Source organism: Actinoallomurus rhizosphaericola (assembly GCF_024055675.1).
Classification (GTDB): domain Bacteria; phylum Actinomycetota; class Actinomycetes; order Streptosporangiales; family Streptosporangiaceae; genus Actinoallomurus; species Actinoallomurus soli.
Window position 1 is genome coordinate 51,417 of record NZ_JAMXMW010000017.1, and the last position, 16,414, is coordinate 67,830.

Here is a 16,414-nt window from a genome sequence, read left to right on the forward strand (position 1 = left end):
TGTTTATGACTACTGATTTTTGTAACCACCAGCGTCCTTTACATAGTAAGGTTCCTAGTGACCTCCCGTGTCGCTTCCTGAGCCGGCCGCGGGCGCGGCGCAGCCGCTCGTACGCGCTGAACGCGGTGGCGGGATCGGGCAGGACGCCGCAGGCAAGGAGCGAGTTCGACGGCACTCTCGACGGCCGGGGACGCCCCTGCCCCGGACTGGAGGACGGGGCGTGCGCCGCGTCACCGACCAGCACCATCCGGCCCCGGTGCCAGCGCGGCAGCGACGGCATCCGCTCCATCGGGCGGGGCGACCCCGTTGAGCAGTAGGGGCGACTCCTACGGCCCGAAAGTCTCCTCGACGAACAGCGCTGTGGGCAGGTCGGACAACGTCTGGATCCGCACCTAACCGAGTGCCGGCGGGTGCTCGGCTGGACGACGTCCCCAGGCCGAGATCAGCGGCGCGAGTGTCAGGTCGAGTTCGCCCGCGTGGATGGCGGCCAAGTGCGCGTCGATCTCGGCGTCGTCGGCCAGGCCGGCCGCGAGCAACTCGCCGCGCACGTGCCGGATGGTCGCCGCCTCCAGCCGGTCACAGGCCGGCCCGCCGACGGGGAAAGAGCCCGCCGCGGCGACATCCACCAAGCCGGCCTCACGCAATGCCCGCGGCAATGTCCGGCCGTAGCGCAGGTCCGCGCCGCGGCGCGTCAGCAGCTCCCGGACCGCGTCGCGCAGTCGGTTGGCCCGCCGCGCCGAACCGCTGTCGTCCAGGCATGCCAGTGGCTGCAGAGCGGTATCGGCGTCCTCGACCAGCAGCCAGCCGCCGGGCCGCAGCGCCGCCGCCATCGTGGTCAACGCCTGAGCCCGGTCGGGTACATGGACCAGCACGAGCCGGGCGTGCACCAGATCGAACATCCCCGGCTCCGGGGGCGGATCAGCGGCGACGTCGTGCCGGCGCACCTCGTACCCGCCACCCGCCTTCAGCCACGACGGGTCGATGTCCGTGGCCAGCACGTACCCGGTCGGACCGACGGCCGCCGCGAGCGCCTCCGGGATACTGCGGCCACCGGCCCCCACCTCCCAGCAGCGCGAGCCCGCCCCGACCCCCAGTCGATCGAAGTGCGCCCGCGTCACACCGTCGAACAGCTCGGCCAGCCAAACGAATCGCTCGCCCGCCTCGGCGCGCGCGTTGTCGAGCAGGTACCCGCGCGTGGGAGCGGACTCTCCACCGAGCGCGGTAGTCCCGCCTATCGGATCCGGTCGGCCACCGACGTGCGGCGGGCGGGGCGAGGAGGTCATCACTACATGGTCACCTCCCCAGACCACCAACGCAACGACGAGAAGCATCGGCTCGGCGGCCGGCGCGAATCGCTGATCCCGGCAGGCGGTGAGCGGCTCGGCGCGGTCATGGGGCTGCCCCTCCCGGAGTGAGCCCCGCCACGACTTCGACGCATGGTCGCACCAGCCGTGCCGCGAACGCATCACCCCTGGGGTATGGCGGTGTCCATCTCCCTTGCCCAGCGTCGGCTCCAGGCGTCCAGCGGACTCAGCGCCTCGACGAGGTCCCGGCCGAGCGGTGTGAGGTGGTAGCCGTCGCCGTGCGGGGTGAGCAGGCGGGCGTCGGTCAGCTCGGCGAGGCGGGTGCTGAGCACGCTGGAGGACATGCGCTCGCAGCGGCGCTGCAGTTCGCGGAAGCCTGTCGGTGTCTCTGTCGGTGCCTGGCTCAGTTCCCACAAGATGCGCATCGTCCAGCGCCGTCCGAGCAGATCGAGCGCGGCCATGACCGGACGGCCCGACTCAGACCCCCGTACCGGCGCGCCCGGTCGCGGTGCTCTGGTCTCCATGCCCCACTCCTTGCGCTTCGCTTACCGAAGCATGATACTGGTTCGAAAATCGAAGCAGAGGGTATCGCATGACGCGCATCGAACCGCTCACCCCGCCCTACACGGCCCACGTCGACCACGCGCTGCGCCGGTGGATGCCCCCGGGCGTGCCGCACGAGCCGCTCATGTTGTTCCGTGTCCTGCACCGCAACCCGGAACTGGCCTCACGCATGTTCGCTCTGGGAGCCGGCCTCCTGGGACACGGCCGCCTCCCCGCCATCGACCGGGAACTCGTAATCGCCCGCGTCACCGCGCGCAGCGGCTGTTCCTACGAGTGGGGCGTACACGCCGCGAGCCTCGCCCGGCAGGCCGGGCTCAGCTCCGAACAGCTTCGGGCGACGGCCGACACCGATCCCGCGGCACAGGTCTCATGGCCGCCCCACCACGCGGCGCTGCTCGGCGCGGTCGACGAACTGCATGACACGGCGCGGCTCTCGCAGGCCGCCTGGGACGGCCTGCGAGAGCACTACGAGGACGGTCAACTGCTCGAACTCCTCGTGCTGGCCGGCTGGTATCGCACCATCAGCTACCTGGCCAACGGGCTCCTCCTGGAAGAGGAACCCTGGGCCACCCGCTTCCCGGTCCGGTGACCCACAGGGAGTAGGCATGCGTGGCGACCGGGCCGATCCACACCGTCGTCGGCTGACTTCACTCGGCTCGACGCCGAGCCTCGCCGAGCCATCAGGGCGGCCTGCCGCCGTTGCTCCCGGGCCGCCGTGTCGTTGGGCCGAGCGAGTGATGGCGAACGCTCCGGTGACGGGGCGACGGCCAAGGGGCGGGACGGCACGGGATCTGAGCCTGAACGAGGTCGTCCGTATCCAGTCAGCTGGTCTCCGGCATGTTGCCGAGGCCCGCGGACCACGCCTCGTGAGCTCCGCGGACACGTGCCCACAGGACCTCTCGGTCGGCGGCGTCGAGATCGGTGAGCGTCAGGCCGAACAGGTCGGCGAGAACGGCGTACCACGCGCTCTTGGACTCCAGAACCTCCCGCCGGTCCGGGCCGGTGCCGATGCGTCGCAGCACGCACCCGGTGAGCACGTCGGCGCCGCCGGCGTCCCGGCGCATGACCGTGCAGGTCCGGACGTACCCCGACTCCGGCGACGTGGACAGGTGCCGATGCCGGTCGAGGAACTCCCCCACCACGGCGGGCCCCATGCCGAAATCCACGCCGGTGAAGGCACCACGGGGATCGTGGTCGAGCCGCCACCCTCCGGGTGCGACCACTGAACGCCGCAGCCGGAAGCGGAACGGCCCCTGGACGTACTCACCCTCGCTCAGGGGCAACGGCTCGTGCAGTCCATCGCCCAGACCGGCGTCCACGAGCCAGACGCCCGACGGGCAGTCCTCCGCCACCAGCCCGCGGACGGTCAGCGCCAGGTGGTTGGCCAGGGCCGGACCCGGCGGCTTAGGGGCCCGCCGACCCTGTACCCCCGCCCGGTGCCAGGTCACCTCGTAGCCCAGAGCCCCGAGCAGGAGGGCGAACGCACCGTTCAGGTGGTAGCAGTAACCGCCGCGGCCCGCCGTGATCCGCGCCGCGGACTCGTACGGGTCGATCGAGGTGAGCCGGCCGAGTTGCACGTCGAGTGCCTCATAGGCGACACGCTCGACCTGGGCGGCGTGCAGGACGCGCAGGGCGGTGACACTCGGCGGGCCCGGGGCGGCAAGGCCGAGCCTTCGGAGATACGCGGATACGTCGAAACGGCTCATGTCGCACCTCCGTCGTGGATGGTAACTTCATGGCCCCCGCCTTTACAAAGTAAGTTGAAAGCGGTGGCCGCGTCGGGTCCTGCCCCACTCCCCCGCGTCTCGATGCTCGAGACCGAGTACCTGCACACCGCTGCGACCGCCGAACCGGGGCCTGAGCACTCCCCGACCACCGGGCACGACCACCGGCCCCGACCACCGGGCACGTCGAGGGCCCGCCCGCGGTCACCCGGCGAGACGCCCGTCGCGCATCTCCAGCCGCACGCCGGGGAAACGGCTCCGCAGCGTCCGGTCGTGGGAGACGACGACCAGCGCGCCCCGGTAGTCGGCGAGCGCCGTCTCCAGTTCCTCGACCAGGACGAGGGACAGGTGGTTGGTCGGCTCGTCGAGCAGCAGCAGGTCGTGCTCCGCCGCCAGCAGCCGGGCCAGGGCCAGCCGCCGCCGCTGGCCCACCGAGAGGCCGCCGACCGGGGTGTCCAGGGCCTCGGGGCGGAACAGTCCGTACGACAGCAGCCGCAGGCGATGCTCGTCCGGGTGACCGGGCCGGCCGTCGGCGAACACCGCCAGCGCGGACCGGCGCGGGTCGGGGAAGTCGACGTCCTGCGGCAGGTACCCCACCCGGCCGCGCCGCAGCACGCTCCCGGAGTCGGGCTCCTCGCCGGCGAGGAGCCGCAGCAGCGTGGACTTGCCCGCGCCGTTCGGGCCGTGGATCAGCAGGTGATCGCCGGCCGTCACGGTGAGGGAGACCCCGCGCAGCCGGTCGCCGACCGTGGCCTCGCGCACTTCCGCGAGCGTCCCCTCCCCCTCTCCCCCGCCGAACAGCCCGTCGAAGCGCAACGGCTCGGGCGGCCTGGGCACCGGGTGCGCCCGCAGCTGCCGGAGCCGCTCCTGCGCCTGACGCACCCGGCTGGCGACCGAGCTCTGGACCCGCCCGGCGTCCCGGTCGTAGGCGGGTTTGTTGCGGTCCTTCATGGGCCGGCCGTGCGCGACCCGCCGGGCGGTGGTCGCCGCGTGTCTCTCGACGCGCTCGACCTCCTCGCACCAGGCCGCGTACGCCTGCTCCCAGCGGACGCGGGCCGCCGCCTTGGCGGCGAGGAAGCCGGAGTATCCGCCGCCGAACCGGCCCACGGACCCGTCCTCGACCTCATAGATCACGGTGGCGACGCGATCGAGGAAGAGCCGGTCGTGAGAGACAACGACGACGGTGCCGTGGTGGGCGCGGAGCCGGTCCTCCAGCCAGGTCATCGCCGGCTCGTCGAGATGGTTGGTCGGCTCGTCGAGCAGCAGGATCTCCGGGGACGCCGCCAGGACACAGGCCAGCGCCAGCCGTGCCTCCTCACCGCCGGACAGCGTGCCGAGCGCGCGGTCCCGCTCCAGGTGGGCGAGGCCGAGCCCGTGAATCGCCTTGTCGACGCGGGCGTCGGCCTCATAGCCGCCCCGCGCCTCGTACGCGGCCCGCAGCGCGGCGTACTCGGCGAACCGGTCCTCGGTGAGGTCGGCCTCGAGCTCGCACATCCGGCGCTCCATCGCGCGCAGGTCGGCCAGGGCCGCGTCGATGGCCTGCTGGACGGTGTCGCCGGGCGGCACGTTCCTCGTCTGCCCGAGGTGCCCGACGCCGCCGTCGGCCATGACGGTCACGTCGCCGTCGTCCGGCGGCTCGACGCCGGCGATCAGCCGCAGCAGCGTCGACTTGCCGGAGCCGTTCTCCCCGACGAGCCCGGCACGCTCCCCGGGCCGTACGGAGAACGAGACGTCGTCGAGGACGAGGTGGTCACCGTAGGACTTGGCGACGCCCCGCAGGGTGAGCTGAGTGGACAAGAAGGACCTCCGATACACGGCGTGGACAGGACATCGCGGTGCTCGGGATCAGGCCCATGACGACTGCTCTCCTTCAGTGACAGGCTTATCGCAACTTCGGTTGCGTTAAGATGATGACAGGTCGGCACCTCCGGAGGCAAGGGATTATCCGATGACGAGCACCGAGGGACCCGGGCCGCGGCCGGGCGGCCGCAGCGCCCGCGTCCGGGCCGCCGTCCGGGCGGCCACCCTGAGCGAGCTCACCGAGAAGGGATACGCCGCCCTGACGGTCGAGGGCGTCGCCGTCCGCTCCGGGGTGCACAAGACCACCGTCTACCGGCGCTGGGGCGGTGTCGAAGGCCTGATCGCCGACGCCCTGGAGATGGCGGCCGAGGAGCCCTGGCCGATCCCCGACACCGGCTCGGTGGAGGAGGACCTGCGGGCCCTCACCCGCCTGGTGGTGACCGGGTTCACCGATCCGGACGAGGGGCCGGTGTCGACCGCGTTCATCGCCGCCGCCACCCAGGACCCCGCCGCCGCGGACGCGCTCCGGGGCTTCTTCGCCTCCCGGCACGACCAGGCCGCACGGATCGTGACCCGCGCCGTCGCCCGCGGCGAGCTGCCGGCCGGCACCGACCCGGCCGAGGTCGTACGGGCGGCGGTGGCGCCGGTCTACTACCGGCTGTTCGTCAGCCGGGAGCCCGTCGACGCGGCGGTCGCCGACCGGGCCGCGGGCGCCGCCCTGGCGGCCGCCCGCGCGGGCGCCTTCGGCTAACGGGGATAGTCTCCGATGCCGGACCTCAGCAGGTCGAAGGCCTGATCGACGGCGATCCGCACGGCGGGGAGGATCGCCGCGTGGCTCTCGCCGGCACGGCGGCGCCGGAGGTACTCCATCGAGATGGCCTGGACCAGCGCGACGACCTGCGCGGCGACGAACCGCGGGGTGGGGTCGTCGGGGTCGGCGTCGGTCTCCTCAGCCAGGACCTGCGCGAGGTAGTCCCTGCGCAGGTCGGACATCTCACGCATCCGTGCCCGCAGCGACGGGCTCTCGAGCACCAGGCGGGAGAAGTCGTCCGCGCCGCTGTTGGTGCCGTAGCGCCAGTCGCCCTCGTCCAGCGCCTCATGGAAGTCGCGGCGCAGCGCCTCGACGACCGACTCCCCCAGACGCCGGGAGGCGACGACCCGGCCGAGGCCCTGGACGGCGAAGTCCTGCCGGTCGAAGAACAGGTCCTCCTTCGTCTTGAAGTAGTTGAAGACCGTGTTGACGGACACGTCGGCGGCCTCGGCGACGTCGGCGACCGTGGTGCGGTCGAAGCCGCGCAGCATGAACAGCCCCATGGCGACGTCGGCGATGCGCTGCCGCGTCTCGCGCTTCTTGCGCTCCCGGAGCCCGAGCTCTTCCGCCATGGGATTCATCGTACTCATATTGGGGTCACCCAAAGTTTGGTGCGACGCCAAAGATATGGTTAGCCTACGTCCATGGATCACGTCATCGAGGCGCGTGGCCTCGCCAAGTCCTTCGCCGGCGCGGACGCCGTCCGCGGCGTCGACCTGAACGTCCGGGCCGGGGAGATCGTGGGATTCCTCGGGCCGAACGGCGCCGGCAAGACGACGACCCTCCGGATGCTCACGACCCTGCTGCGGCCCACCGCCGGCACCGCGACCGTCGCCGGACACGACCTGATCGCCGACCCGGCCGGGGTACGGCGCCGGATCGGCTACGTCGCCCAGGGCGGCAGCACCAACCCGTCCTGCACCGCCCTGCAGGAACTGGTGCTGCAGGCCCGGCTGTACCGCGTGCCGGACGCGCCCGCCCGGTCCCGCGACCTCCTGGCCGAGTTCGACCTCGCCGACCGCCCGATCGGATCGATGTCAGGTGGGCGGAAGCGGCGCCTGGACATCGCGCTCGGCGTCGTGCACCGGCCCGCGGTCGTCTTCCTCGACGAGCCGACCACCGGGCTGGACCCGCAGAGCCGCAGCGCCCTGTGGGACCACGTCCGGCGGCTCCGCGACCGCCACGGCACGACGGTCTTCCTGACCACCCACTACCTCGACGAGGCGGACGCGCTGTGCGACCGCGTCCTCATCATCGACCGGGGACGTGTCGTGGAGGAGGGGTCGCCGGAGGAGTTGAAGGCCCGGCTGGGCGGAGACGTCGTCACCATCGAGATCTCCGGGGACGTGCCGCACGCCCGGTCGGCGCTCGCCGGTCTCGCCTCCGTACGGGAGGTCCGCGTCACCGGGCGCACCCTGCGGCTGACCGTCGCCCCCGAGGACCGGATCCTCATCGAGCTCACCCGGGCCCTGGACGCGGCCGGCGTCGAGCCCCTGTCGATCCAGCACACCCGGCCGACCCTCGACGACGTGTTCCTGGCCCTCACCGACCGAGAGGCGGCCGCCCGTGCCGCGTGACACCTGGCTGCTCTTCCGCCATCAGCTCCGGCTCACGCTCGGAGGATGGCTCGGACTGGTCTTCGGCGTGCTGCAGCCCGTCCTCAACCTCATCCTGTTCGGGCCGCTGCTCGGGACGTACCTCGGGCACGACAGCTGGCAGGTCTTCGTGCCCGGCGTGCTGATCCAGCTCTCGCTGCTCAGCCCGGGCCTGGCCGGGTTCGGCATCGTCTTCGACGCCCGGTTCGGCGTCCTGGAACGGCTGCGCGTCACGCCGGCGTCCCGCCTGGCCCTCCTGCTGGGCCGGGTGCTGACCAACACCGTCGTGCTCCTCGGCCAGGCGGTGCTGGTCATCGCGGTCGGCACGGCGTTCGGGTTCCGCGTCCCGGTCGCGGGCCTGCTCATCGGCCTGGCGCTGCTCGTCCCGCTGGCGGCCGGCCTGGCCGCGCTGTCCTACGCGTTCGCGCTGACGCTCCGGCGGCAGGAGCTGTTCGCGCCGCTGTCCAGCACCTTCGTGGTGCCGATGCTTCTGCTGTCCGGGGCGCTGCTGCCGATGTCGGCGGCGCCGGGCTGGCTCGACGCCGTGTCCCGCGCGACGCCGTTCCGGTACGGCGTGGAGGCGCTGCGCGCGGCCTTCGCCGGACGCTACGCGTCGGGGACGCTGACCGCCGGGCTGGCCGTGTCGGTGGTGTTCGCGGTGGCCGCGCTGGCGATCGGCACCCGGACCTTCACCCGCCAGCACTCCTGACGCCGACGCCCTCCAGGTAGGGCACCGGCTCCATCACCGGTTCGTCGGGGGCGACCGACCGCTGGGCGACGAACGCGCCGGCCAGCACGATCGCCCCGCCGACGAGCTGCGGCACGCCCAGCCGCTCACCGAGCACGATCCAGGCGCACAACGCCGCCGACACCGTCTCGATGTACGCGACGGCACCCGCGACCGGCGCGGACAGACGATGCACGGCGGCGACACCGGTGAGGTACGCCGTGACCGTGCTGACCAGAACGATCCAGACGACCAGCAGCCAACCCGGAGCCGGCCGGTCGCCGAACCGTACTCCCGTGGCCAGCAGGTGCCACGGGATCTCCCACGGCGGCGCGGCGACGGCCAGCACGACCACGCCGACGCTGGACCCGGCGGCCGTCATGACCAGGGGGTCGACGTCCTCCCCGACCCGGTCGATGATCAGAAAGTAGGCGGCCTGGCAGGCGGCCGCGCCAAGCCCGGCGAGCAGCCCCAGCGGGTCGATGCCGAGACCCGACCAGACCTCCACGACACAGGCGAGACCGACCAGCGCGATCCCCACGCCGATCGACGCGCTCCGGGGCACCCGCCGCCCCTGGACGAAGCGCATCCACCCGACGACCAGCACCGGGCCGGTGAACTCCAGGAGGATCGCCACGCCGACCGGAATGCGGGAGGCGGCGACGAAGTAGAGCGACTGGCACCCCGCCACGCCCATCACCCCGTACAGCAGGAGGAGCGGCCACCGCCTGCGCACCGCGCGCCCGGCGGCACGCCCGCGCAGCAGCAGGGCGAGCGGCACGAGGACCAGAGTGGTGCCGGCGATCCGTGTCCATGACGCCTGCAGCGGCGAAAAACCCGCGTTGATCAGCGCCTTCCCGAACGGCCCCGACGTGCCGAACGCGATCGCGGACACGATCCCGAGGCCCAGCCCCGACGCCTTGAGCCGCGCGGCATTCACTCGCCCACCCCCTCCTGAATAAGGAGCAAAGCTACAGGACGGTAATTACGCGCCGCAATGGCGTACGAATCGACCCACTACGATGCGCATCGTGACTTGGCAGGCCCCGGCCGCACCCCCGAGCGACCCGTTCGCGGCCATCGAGACAGACGTGCGCGGCATCACCTCCTCCCCGTGGTGGGTGGGTGCGCCACCGCACGCGCGCGCCGAGGCGCTCACGTCACGGATGCTGGCCGGGGCCGGTGAATGGTGGCTGTTCGGAGCATGGGGCCGCTGGTACCGCTGCGGCCTGGACGGCAACTGGCACCTGTGCCCGCCCCCATTCGACCCCGCCGCGCGGCAGGCGGTGATGCCAGCGCCGCCGGGCGCGGGCCGCCCCCCGGTACCCCCTTCGATCCTGACCACCGGCCCCGATCTGACCCCCGGCCCGCTGGCCGGCGACGGCCTGTTCGGCGCGCCGCCCTCCCCCACGGTGCTCGGCCGGCTCCAGCAGACCGTGACCGCGGCGGCGACCGCCAACCCCGCCCAGTTCCCCCTGCAGGATCCGCACTTCCTGCCCGGCACCCCGAGCCCGATCGCGGTGTCCTTCTTCGCCGTCCTGTGGTGCGCCGGCGCTCCGGTCACCATGGACGACCACCCGATCCTCGGCCTGTACGCCCGCCATCTCGTCCCCGCCGCGCCGGGTCCGCGCTGGTTCCTGCAGCCCGCGCTCCCGCTGATCGTCGGCGCCTACACCGAGCGGCTGCGGGCCGGTGACCCGATGGGCGCGTCCTACGTCGCACGCGTCCTCTGGGAGACCGCCGAGGCCCTGCGCGGCGAACCCGCCTTCCGGCCCCGCGCCGACGCGCTCGCCGCGATCGCCGCCACGACCCTGCGCATGGTCCCGAGCGACCACGCCGGAGTCCGCTACGGCGACCCGGCGATCGTGCAGGAGTGGCTGCGCCGCTGCCCCCCGGAGCTGCGGGTGACGCTGCTGCGGGAGACGGCGCCCGGCGACCACTTCCGGCTCGCCTGCTACGACCTCGCCGCGATGGCGGCCGCGCTGCCCGCCGCCGCGGCCGGACCGGCCGAGGCACGGCGGGTCGCGTTCGCGCTGCTGGCCGCCGACCTCGACGGCGCGCCGGGCGCGGCGGCCGCCGTGCTCCCCTGGCTGGACCCCGAAGCGGTCCGCACCCTGCAGTCGCTCGCACAGCCGGGTCACCCGTTGCGGGAGCTGTGGCCGGTCGACGGCACGCTGCCCGGCGCCGTCGCCGGCGCGGACCCGCAGATCCTGCGGACCCTGCTGGCCGCCGCCTACGCGACCGCGCTGTCCTGGTGCCGGCTGGCGGGCATGGCTCCGCCCCGGCCCGGGTTCACCGTCCCCGCGGCGCTGCTGAAGGCGATCGACGCCGGACCCGAGCCGGGCCCCGGTGAGGGCCTGACGCCCTGGGAGATCATCGAGGCCGCCCGCGCGCACCTCGCCGAACAGCGCAAGGCCGACGCGGCTCCCCCGCCGCAGCCGGCCACCACGGCCTGGCCGGCCTCCGAACCGCTTCCCTCCACGCCCTCCGCGCCCTCCTCGAACCCGGGCGCCGCGCCGACGTCCGACCCCGGCGGTCCCGGCGGCCCTGCCGCGCCCACGTCGATCCCCGGCGTCGCGGCGGGCACGGGCCCCTCGTCCCACCTCGGAACGGGCCCCTCGTCCCACCCCGGAACGGGCCCGTCGTCCCACCCCGGAACGGGCGCGCCGGCCGCCGACCACGGGAGCCCGGTCGGAGGCGGCTGGTCGGCCGGGTCCTCCGGGCCCGGCCCCGAGCCCGGCGTGCCGGAGGGCACCAGAGCGTGGTCGGGGTTCACGGCGCCGGCCTCCGACCCCGGCGTCCCGGCGAGCGCCGCCCCGGGCCCGGGCGCTCCGGGTCCGTTCTCCGATCCCGTTGGCGCCTCACCGGCCGCCTCCCCGTACGAGGGGTGGACCCCCGAGGTGACGAGCGTGACGCCCGACCCGGCGGCGTCGTTTCCGCCCGCTCCGCCGACCGCGCTCACGCCCGATCCCGGCGTGCCACCGACCTCGGTCGTCCCCGGCGATCCGGCGGCCGGCACCGGCACTCCGCCGCCTTATCCGACCCCGGCGGCCGGAGCCGGCACCCCGCCGCCCTTCCCGAGCGGGACGACCGGAGCCGGCGCCTCGCCGCACCACTCGGACCCCGTGGCCGGCACCGGCACTCCGCCGCCCTATCCGACCCCGGCGGCTGGAGCCGGCACTCAGCCGCACCATCCGGCTCCGGCGGCCGGAGGGGACGGCTCGGGGTCGTTTCCGGACCCGGCGGCCTCCCCGTACGCTCCCGGGCCGCGTCCGGTGGAGGCGTACGGCATCACGTTCCTGCCGGGCCCCGACGACATCGAGCAGCTGCTGACGGAGCTGCGCCGGCGCGGCAGCTGGGCCCTCAGCCTGCGCGGCCAGGAGGTGTCCAGCGCGTCCGCGCCGGCCGTGCTGCTGGTCGGCGAGCTGTCCTGCGGCCAGCGTCGGCTCACCCGCATGATCGCCCGAGCTCTGGCCGAGGTCGGCGTGGGCAGCGGCGAGGTCCACACGCTCCTGGCCGACGAGCTCGCCGAGATCGACCCGCGGCGGCTGCGCGACCGCCTCGCCGAGTTCAACGGTCACACGCTCCTGATCGAGGGCCTGGACACGATCGTTCTCGACGACGACCGCGGCGCGGCCTACGCGTCGGCGCTGTACCGGGCACGGGTCGAAGGCGTCAGTGAGACCGTCCTGGCCGCGACCTGCGCGCCGGGTCGGCTGCGCGAGCTGACCGACGCCATCCCGGAGCTGATCACGGACTTGCGCACCGTACGACTGCCCGACCTGTCCGATCCGGAGCTTCGCGTCCACCTCGCGGCGCTGCTGGCCGGAGAACGCCGCCTGAAGCTGGAGCCGGAGGCATGGCAGGTGGCCCGGCGTGACCTGGCGGCCCTCCGCGGCCGCGGCCGGCTCACCAACGCCCGGCTCGTCGAGGCGTACCTGGACCGCGCCTGCAACCACCACCTCGGCCAGGTGGGCGAGACCCAGGTCTTCCAGGGACAGAACACCCTGACCCTCTCCATCAACGACTTCCAGGGCGTCGCCGCCGAACTCGGACCCTGAGCGGCGGCCCGCGAAAGTGAGCGCTTTCATAGTGACCAAGCGGTAACTTCGGGTCTACCCTCGGCGCGTGGACATCGTCTTCGAACGGCGGGGTGACGGCCCGCCCTTGCTGCTCATGCACGGCATCGGCCACCGCTGGCAGGCGTGGGAGCCGGTCATCGACCTGCTCGCCAAGGAGCGCGACGTCATCGCGGTCGACCTGCCCGGCTTCGGCGCCTCACCGCCCCTGCCCCCCGGCACCCCGTACGACCTCGAGACCGTGGTGGACGTGCTGCGGGAGTTCATCGACCGGCTCGGCGTCGACCGCCCGCACGTCGCCGGGAACTCCCTCGGCGGGCTGTTCGCGCTCGAGGCGGCCGACCGGGGGCTCGCACGCTCAGTGACCGCACTCTCCCCCGCCGGGTTCTATACACCACTCGAACTGCGGTATGCCGCGCTCGTGCTGCGCGCCTCGCGGCTCGGCGCCGGGCTGTCCCCCTCGACCATGCGACGGCTGGCGAGCACGCCGCGGATGCGCCGTCTCATGTTCGGCATGATCTACGGACGGCCGGATCTCATCGGCGTCGACACCCTGCTGGCCGACGCGGCCGCGCTGCGCGGCGCGGTGGGCTTCGAACCGACCCTGCGGGCCGGTCGCAGGACCACGTTCCGCGGCAAGGTGCGGGATGTCCCGGTGACCATCGCGTGGGGCACCCGCGACCGTCTCCTGCGTTCGAGCCAGGCCGTACGCGCCCAGCAGACGCTGCCGCACGCGCGATTCGTCTGGCTGCAGGGATGCGGGCACGTCCCGATGGGCGACGACCCGGAACTCGTGGCCCGCGTGCTCCTGGAGGGAAGCTCCGGCTGAGCGCCGCCCGGCCGGCGGCCGGCGGCCCGTCATCGGCCCGCCGATCCGGCGACCACGAGCCTTCGCCGGGTCCGTGCCGGAGGCCGGCGGTGTCCGGGTCCGGCCGGGTGGTGCGGTTTCGGGACGGCGCGAGGTCTTCCCATCCGGACGTTCGAGAGTGACGATGAGGGTGTGACCCGCCCTCGGCGCGGCCTGCCGGCCCAGGGACGGGCGGTCCGGCACCGCTGTGGGCGCGAGCGCTCACCGAACGGCTGGCGGTCGGCGCGTTGACCGGCCAGCGGATTTCGCCGTAATGGCCCGCAGCGGCCTGCCGGTCCGCGCCGTCGGCGCGTCGATTCACCACTTTCCGACACGTCGCTCACCGACCCACCGGGTCTCTCACCGGCGCCTTCAGGAGCCCAGGGGTGGGTACGGCTCCGCCTGCCGGCGATCGGCGACGGGTTTTGGCGATAAGTGTCAGCGACGGCGTTCGAGATAAGGTCCGCCCGCATCCGCACCGACGTCGAGAAATGGCATGTGGCCGATCTCGATACCGCCGCATTCGCCGGAGTCTGGGGCGCTATGCTGACGTCTTCATCGCGAGACGTGGTCTTCGGTCACGGGACCGAATTCGGCGCCTCACCCGCACCACACGCCTGCCGTGCAACCCGCAGTGCAGCTTGCACGGAAATTCCATGCGCAGATATCGGCAACATTTCCGTTTGTTACTTTTAGGTTTAACTGTGTCACCACAGGGACCATTTCGCGGAGGTCACGGGATAATAAACTCCCACGAGCGAAAGGGTCGCGTCATGTTCGGTCGGTCGATCTATGTTCCGGAGAACCCGGCGTTGATCGGCGGGTCCCCCCAGGCGGTGCACGAGCAGCTGTGGGCGCAGGGCAAGCGCCGCCGGCTTCAAGTGCGCGGCGCGCTCGCCGCCCTCGGCCTGGTGATCGGCACGGTACTCGTCGACTTCTGGTTCGGGCTGCTGGCCGCGGTGGCGGTCGCCGCGGTGGACGCCCTGTACTACCTGCGCCAGCGGATGGCCTCCAGCGTCTGGCGCAGGGGCCAACGGGGCGAACGGCGCACGTCCACCCTCCTGCGCCTGACCCTCGACTGGCGCGGATACCGCGTCCTCCAGGGAAGGAACGTTCCAGAACAGGGTCAGATCGACCACCTGGTGATCGGGCCGACCGGCGTCATGATGATCGACAACCAGGCCGTCGCTCCGGACACCGACATCGCCGCCTACCGGGGCACGCTGTTCATCGACGAGCGATCCGGCGCCAAGATGGTCGCCGCGCTACGGGCGCGGGCCGACGCGACCGCCGCCATGCTCGCCGAGCGCCTCGGCGGCGAGGTCGCCGTGGAGGCCGTGGCCGTCATCCACGGCGGTCGCCTCGCCCGTGGCGTCGTCGAGGCCGACGGCGTCACCCTCGTTCGCATGCACCGCCTGCCCGGCTGGGTCCGGCGCCAGCGCAACCGCTTCTCCCCCGAGCAGGTGGCGGCCATCGCCGAGGCGGCGCATCAGCTGCCGATCAGCCGGCAGGCGATCATCGTCCGCTGAGCCACGGCCCGGCACGCGCCTCGACGTCGGCCGGCTCCCCTTCCGTCACTCCACTCCGGCGACCGCGCCGCGTCCTTCGTCCCGCCCGGTCACTCCGCCCCCTCGCTCCGGTCGGCGGCGAGAGGGCACGTGGCGGGACGGCGCACGGCGGGCGGGAGCCGTACGGAAGAGCCAGTCCATGCGAGGTTCGACCGCCCACCGGAACGCCCGGCGCGCCAGGTCCCCGGACAGCACGACGGCGAGGAGCGCGCAGCCGACCGTGACCAGCACGACCTGCCGGCCGGAGATGCCGTAGTACCAGTCCTGGTAGGACAGGTACAGCGTGACGAACCCATGGAGCAGGTAGGCGTACATCGTCGCCGAGCCGAGCCGGGTGAACCACGTGCGCCGCGCGGGCACCACCGCGAGGAACGCCACCGTGAGGATCAGCGCGGCGGCCATCGCGGCGATCCGGAACCCGACGCCGACCGAGGCGCCCACCCCGAGCTGGCCGAAGCTGCGCCGCCAGTGCACCCACTCCGGATCGACGCTCAGCGCGAGCAGATAGGCGGTGACCCCACCGAGGAGGAGCACCGCCGCACCCGCGATACGCACGGCACGGCGGTGCAGGACCGCGAAGTGGTGCGGCCGCAGGGCCAGCCCCAGCACGAAGAAGGGCAGGAACGACAGCACCTGGGCGGCGTTGAGCATGCTCGGCAGGGTGACGAACCCGGCGAGCATCGAGATCAGCACCGCCACGATGACGGGAAGACGGATCTGCTGCCAGAGCGGCGTGGACAGCCGCCACAGCAGCAGGGCGGGCAGGAACCAGGTCAGGTAGTACGGCTCCAGCGGATCCCAGCCGACGTGACGGCCGGACAGCAGCCCGGCCCACAGCGGATACGCGACGCTGAACAGCACATAGGGCACCACGATGGCCGCGACGAGCTTGCGGGTGCGGCCGCGGGTGCTCGGGAACCCGCGCGAGAAGTACCCGCACATGACGATGAAGGCCGGCAGGTGGAAGGCGTAGATGAACGTCTGCGCCGCCTCCAGCAGGCGGCCCCCGATGTTCGCGCCCCGTAGGGGCTCCCAGGCGTGGCCGATGACCACCAAGACGACGGCGAGGAACTTCGCGTTGTCGAAGTAGGGATCCCGGTCGGTGCGGCTGCGACCGGCCGGATCGCGGTCGGCGCTGCCGGGAGGAGCCGGAACGGGGGGTGCCGGATCGTCACCCGCGGACCCGACGCGGCCAGGGCCGGCGGGGACGAGGTCGGTGCCGGTGCGATCCGTACGGCCGGGATCGGTACGGCTGAGGTCGGTGCGGGCGGAATCGGCGGGGCTGGGTTCGGCGGGGACGAGGTCGGTGCGGATGCTCAAAACGACGGAACCTCGGTCGGAGACAACGACTTACCGGGCCAGTCAACAGGACGTTCCTGAACGGAGGCGCAAAGG

At 72.9% G+C, this 16,414-nt stretch carries 15 protein-coding genes; 8 read left to right on the forward strand and 7 right to left on the reverse strand.

The genetic code is table 11. The annotated features are described in order from the left end of the window. Positions 1-392 precede the first annotated feature (392 nt). Positions 393-1,283, reverse strand: coding sequence for a methyltransferase domain-containing protein (locus NE234_RS31750; RefSeq protein ID WP_252784551.1), 891 nt, complete (start codon positions 1,281-1,283; stop codon positions 393-395). A gap of 6 nt (positions 1,284-1,289) precedes the next feature. On the opposite strand from NE234_RS31750, the gene NE234_RS44640 reads away from it, so the two are divergent. Beyond that, entirely contained in the window at positions 1,290-1,415 is a 126-nt protein-coding gene (locus NE234_RS44640; RefSeq protein ID WP_256529733.1) for a hypothetical protein, read from the forward strand. A 50-nt stretch (positions 1,416-1,465) separates the two neighbouring features. On the opposite strand, the gene NE234_RS31755 is transcribed toward NE234_RS44640, so the two are convergent. After that, on the reverse strand, positions 1,466-1,828 hold the full coding sequence (locus NE234_RS31755; RefSeq protein ID WP_252784552.1) for a winged helix-turn-helix transcriptional regulator: 363 nt from the start codon (positions 1,826-1,828) through the stop codon (positions 1,466-1,468). A gap of 68 nt (positions 1,829-1,896) precedes the next feature. Between NE234_RS31755 and NE234_RS31760 the strand changes: the two genes are divergently transcribed. Continuing rightward, positions 1,897-2,457 (forward strand): carboxymuconolactone decarboxylase family protein, encoded by a 561-nt coding sequence (locus NE234_RS31760; protein ID WP_252784553.1) that lies wholly within the window; start codon positions 1,897-1,899, stop codon positions 2,455-2,457. A 232-nt stretch (positions 2,458-2,689) separates the two neighbouring features. Here NE234_RS31760 and NE234_RS31765 read toward each other — a convergent pair whose 3' ends face one another. Next, a complete protein-coding gene (locus NE234_RS31765) occupies positions 2,690-3,574 on the reverse strand; it encodes an arylamine N-acetyltransferase family protein (protein ID WP_252784554.1) in 885 nt (294 codons plus the stop codon). 222 nt (positions 3,575-3,796) lie between these two features. Beyond that, positions 3,797-5,407 (reverse strand): ribosomal protection-like ABC-F family protein, encoded by a 1,611-nt coding sequence (gene abc-f, locus NE234_RS31770; protein ID WP_406567097.1) that lies wholly within the window; start codon positions 5,405-5,407, stop codon positions 3,797-3,799. Positions 5,408-5,540: 133 nt separating this feature from the next. On the opposite strand from abc-f, the gene NE234_RS31775 reads away from it, so the two are divergent. Beyond that, entirely contained in the window at positions 5,541-6,143 is a 603-nt protein-coding gene (locus tag NE234_RS31775; protein WP_252784556.1) for a TetR/AcrR family transcriptional regulator, read from the forward strand. Here the strand turns inward: NE234_RS31775 and NE234_RS31780 are convergent. Beyond that, positions 6,140-6,775, reverse strand: coding sequence for a TetR/AcrR family transcriptional regulator (locus NE234_RS31780; protein WP_252784557.1), 636 nt, complete (start codon positions 6,773-6,775; stop codon positions 6,140-6,142). The two genes, NE234_RS31775 and NE234_RS31780, sit on opposite strands and share 4 nt — an antisense overlap. Before the next feature lie 72 nt (positions 6,776-6,847). Here NE234_RS31780 and NE234_RS31785 point away from each other — a divergent pair, with 72 nt between their 5' ends. Beyond that, positions 6,848-7,780, forward strand: a complete 933-nt coding sequence (locus tag NE234_RS31785) for an ATP-binding cassette domain-containing protein (RefSeq protein ID WP_252784558.1) — start codon at positions 6,848-6,850, stop codon at positions 7,778-7,780. After that, positions 7,770-8,507, forward strand: coding sequence for an ABC transporter permease (locus NE234_RS31790; protein WP_252784559.1), 738 nt, complete (start codon positions 7,770-7,772; stop codon positions 8,505-8,507). The genes NE234_RS31785 and NE234_RS31790 overlap by 11 nt, the downstream gene beginning before the upstream one ends. Here the strand turns inward: NE234_RS31790 and NE234_RS31795 are convergent. Further along, a complete protein-coding gene (locus NE234_RS31795; RefSeq protein WP_252784560.1) occupies positions 8,488-9,465 on the reverse strand; it encodes an EamA family transporter in 978 nt (325 codons plus the stop codon). The two genes, NE234_RS31790 and NE234_RS31795, sit on opposite strands and share 20 nt — an antisense overlap. A 91-nt stretch (positions 9,466-9,556) precedes the next feature. Here NE234_RS31795 and NE234_RS31800 point away from each other — a divergent pair, with 91 nt between their 5' ends. The 3 genes from NE234_RS31800 (at position 9,557) to NE234_RS31810 (ending at position 14,980) form a co-directional block, all read left to right on the forward strand. After that, entirely contained in the window at positions 9,557-12,586 is a 3,030-nt protein-coding gene (locus NE234_RS31800; RefSeq protein ID WP_252784561.1) for a hypothetical protein, read from the forward strand. 67 nt (positions 12,587-12,653) lie between these two features. Further along, positions 12,654-13,433, forward strand: a complete 780-nt coding sequence (locus tag NE234_RS31805; protein ID WP_252784562.1) for an alpha/beta fold hydrolase — start codon at positions 12,654-12,656, stop codon at positions 13,431-13,433. 791 nt (positions 13,434-14,224) lie between these two features. Then, positions 14,225-14,980, forward strand: a complete 756-nt coding sequence (locus NE234_RS31810) for a nuclease-related domain-containing protein (RefSeq protein WP_252784563.1) — start codon at positions 14,225-14,227, stop codon at positions 14,978-14,980. A 45-nt stretch (positions 14,981-15,025) separates the two neighbouring features. Here the strand turns inward: NE234_RS31810 and NE234_RS31815 are convergent, their stop codons facing one another. Continuing rightward, positions 15,026-16,339 carry an acyltransferase family protein gene (locus tag NE234_RS31815; protein ID WP_252784564.1) on the reverse strand — a complete coding sequence of 438 codons (1,314 nt, stop codon included), beginning with the start codon at positions 16,337-16,339 and terminating at the stop codon, positions 15,026-15,028. Between the last annotated feature and the right edge of the window lie 75 nt (positions 16,340-16,414).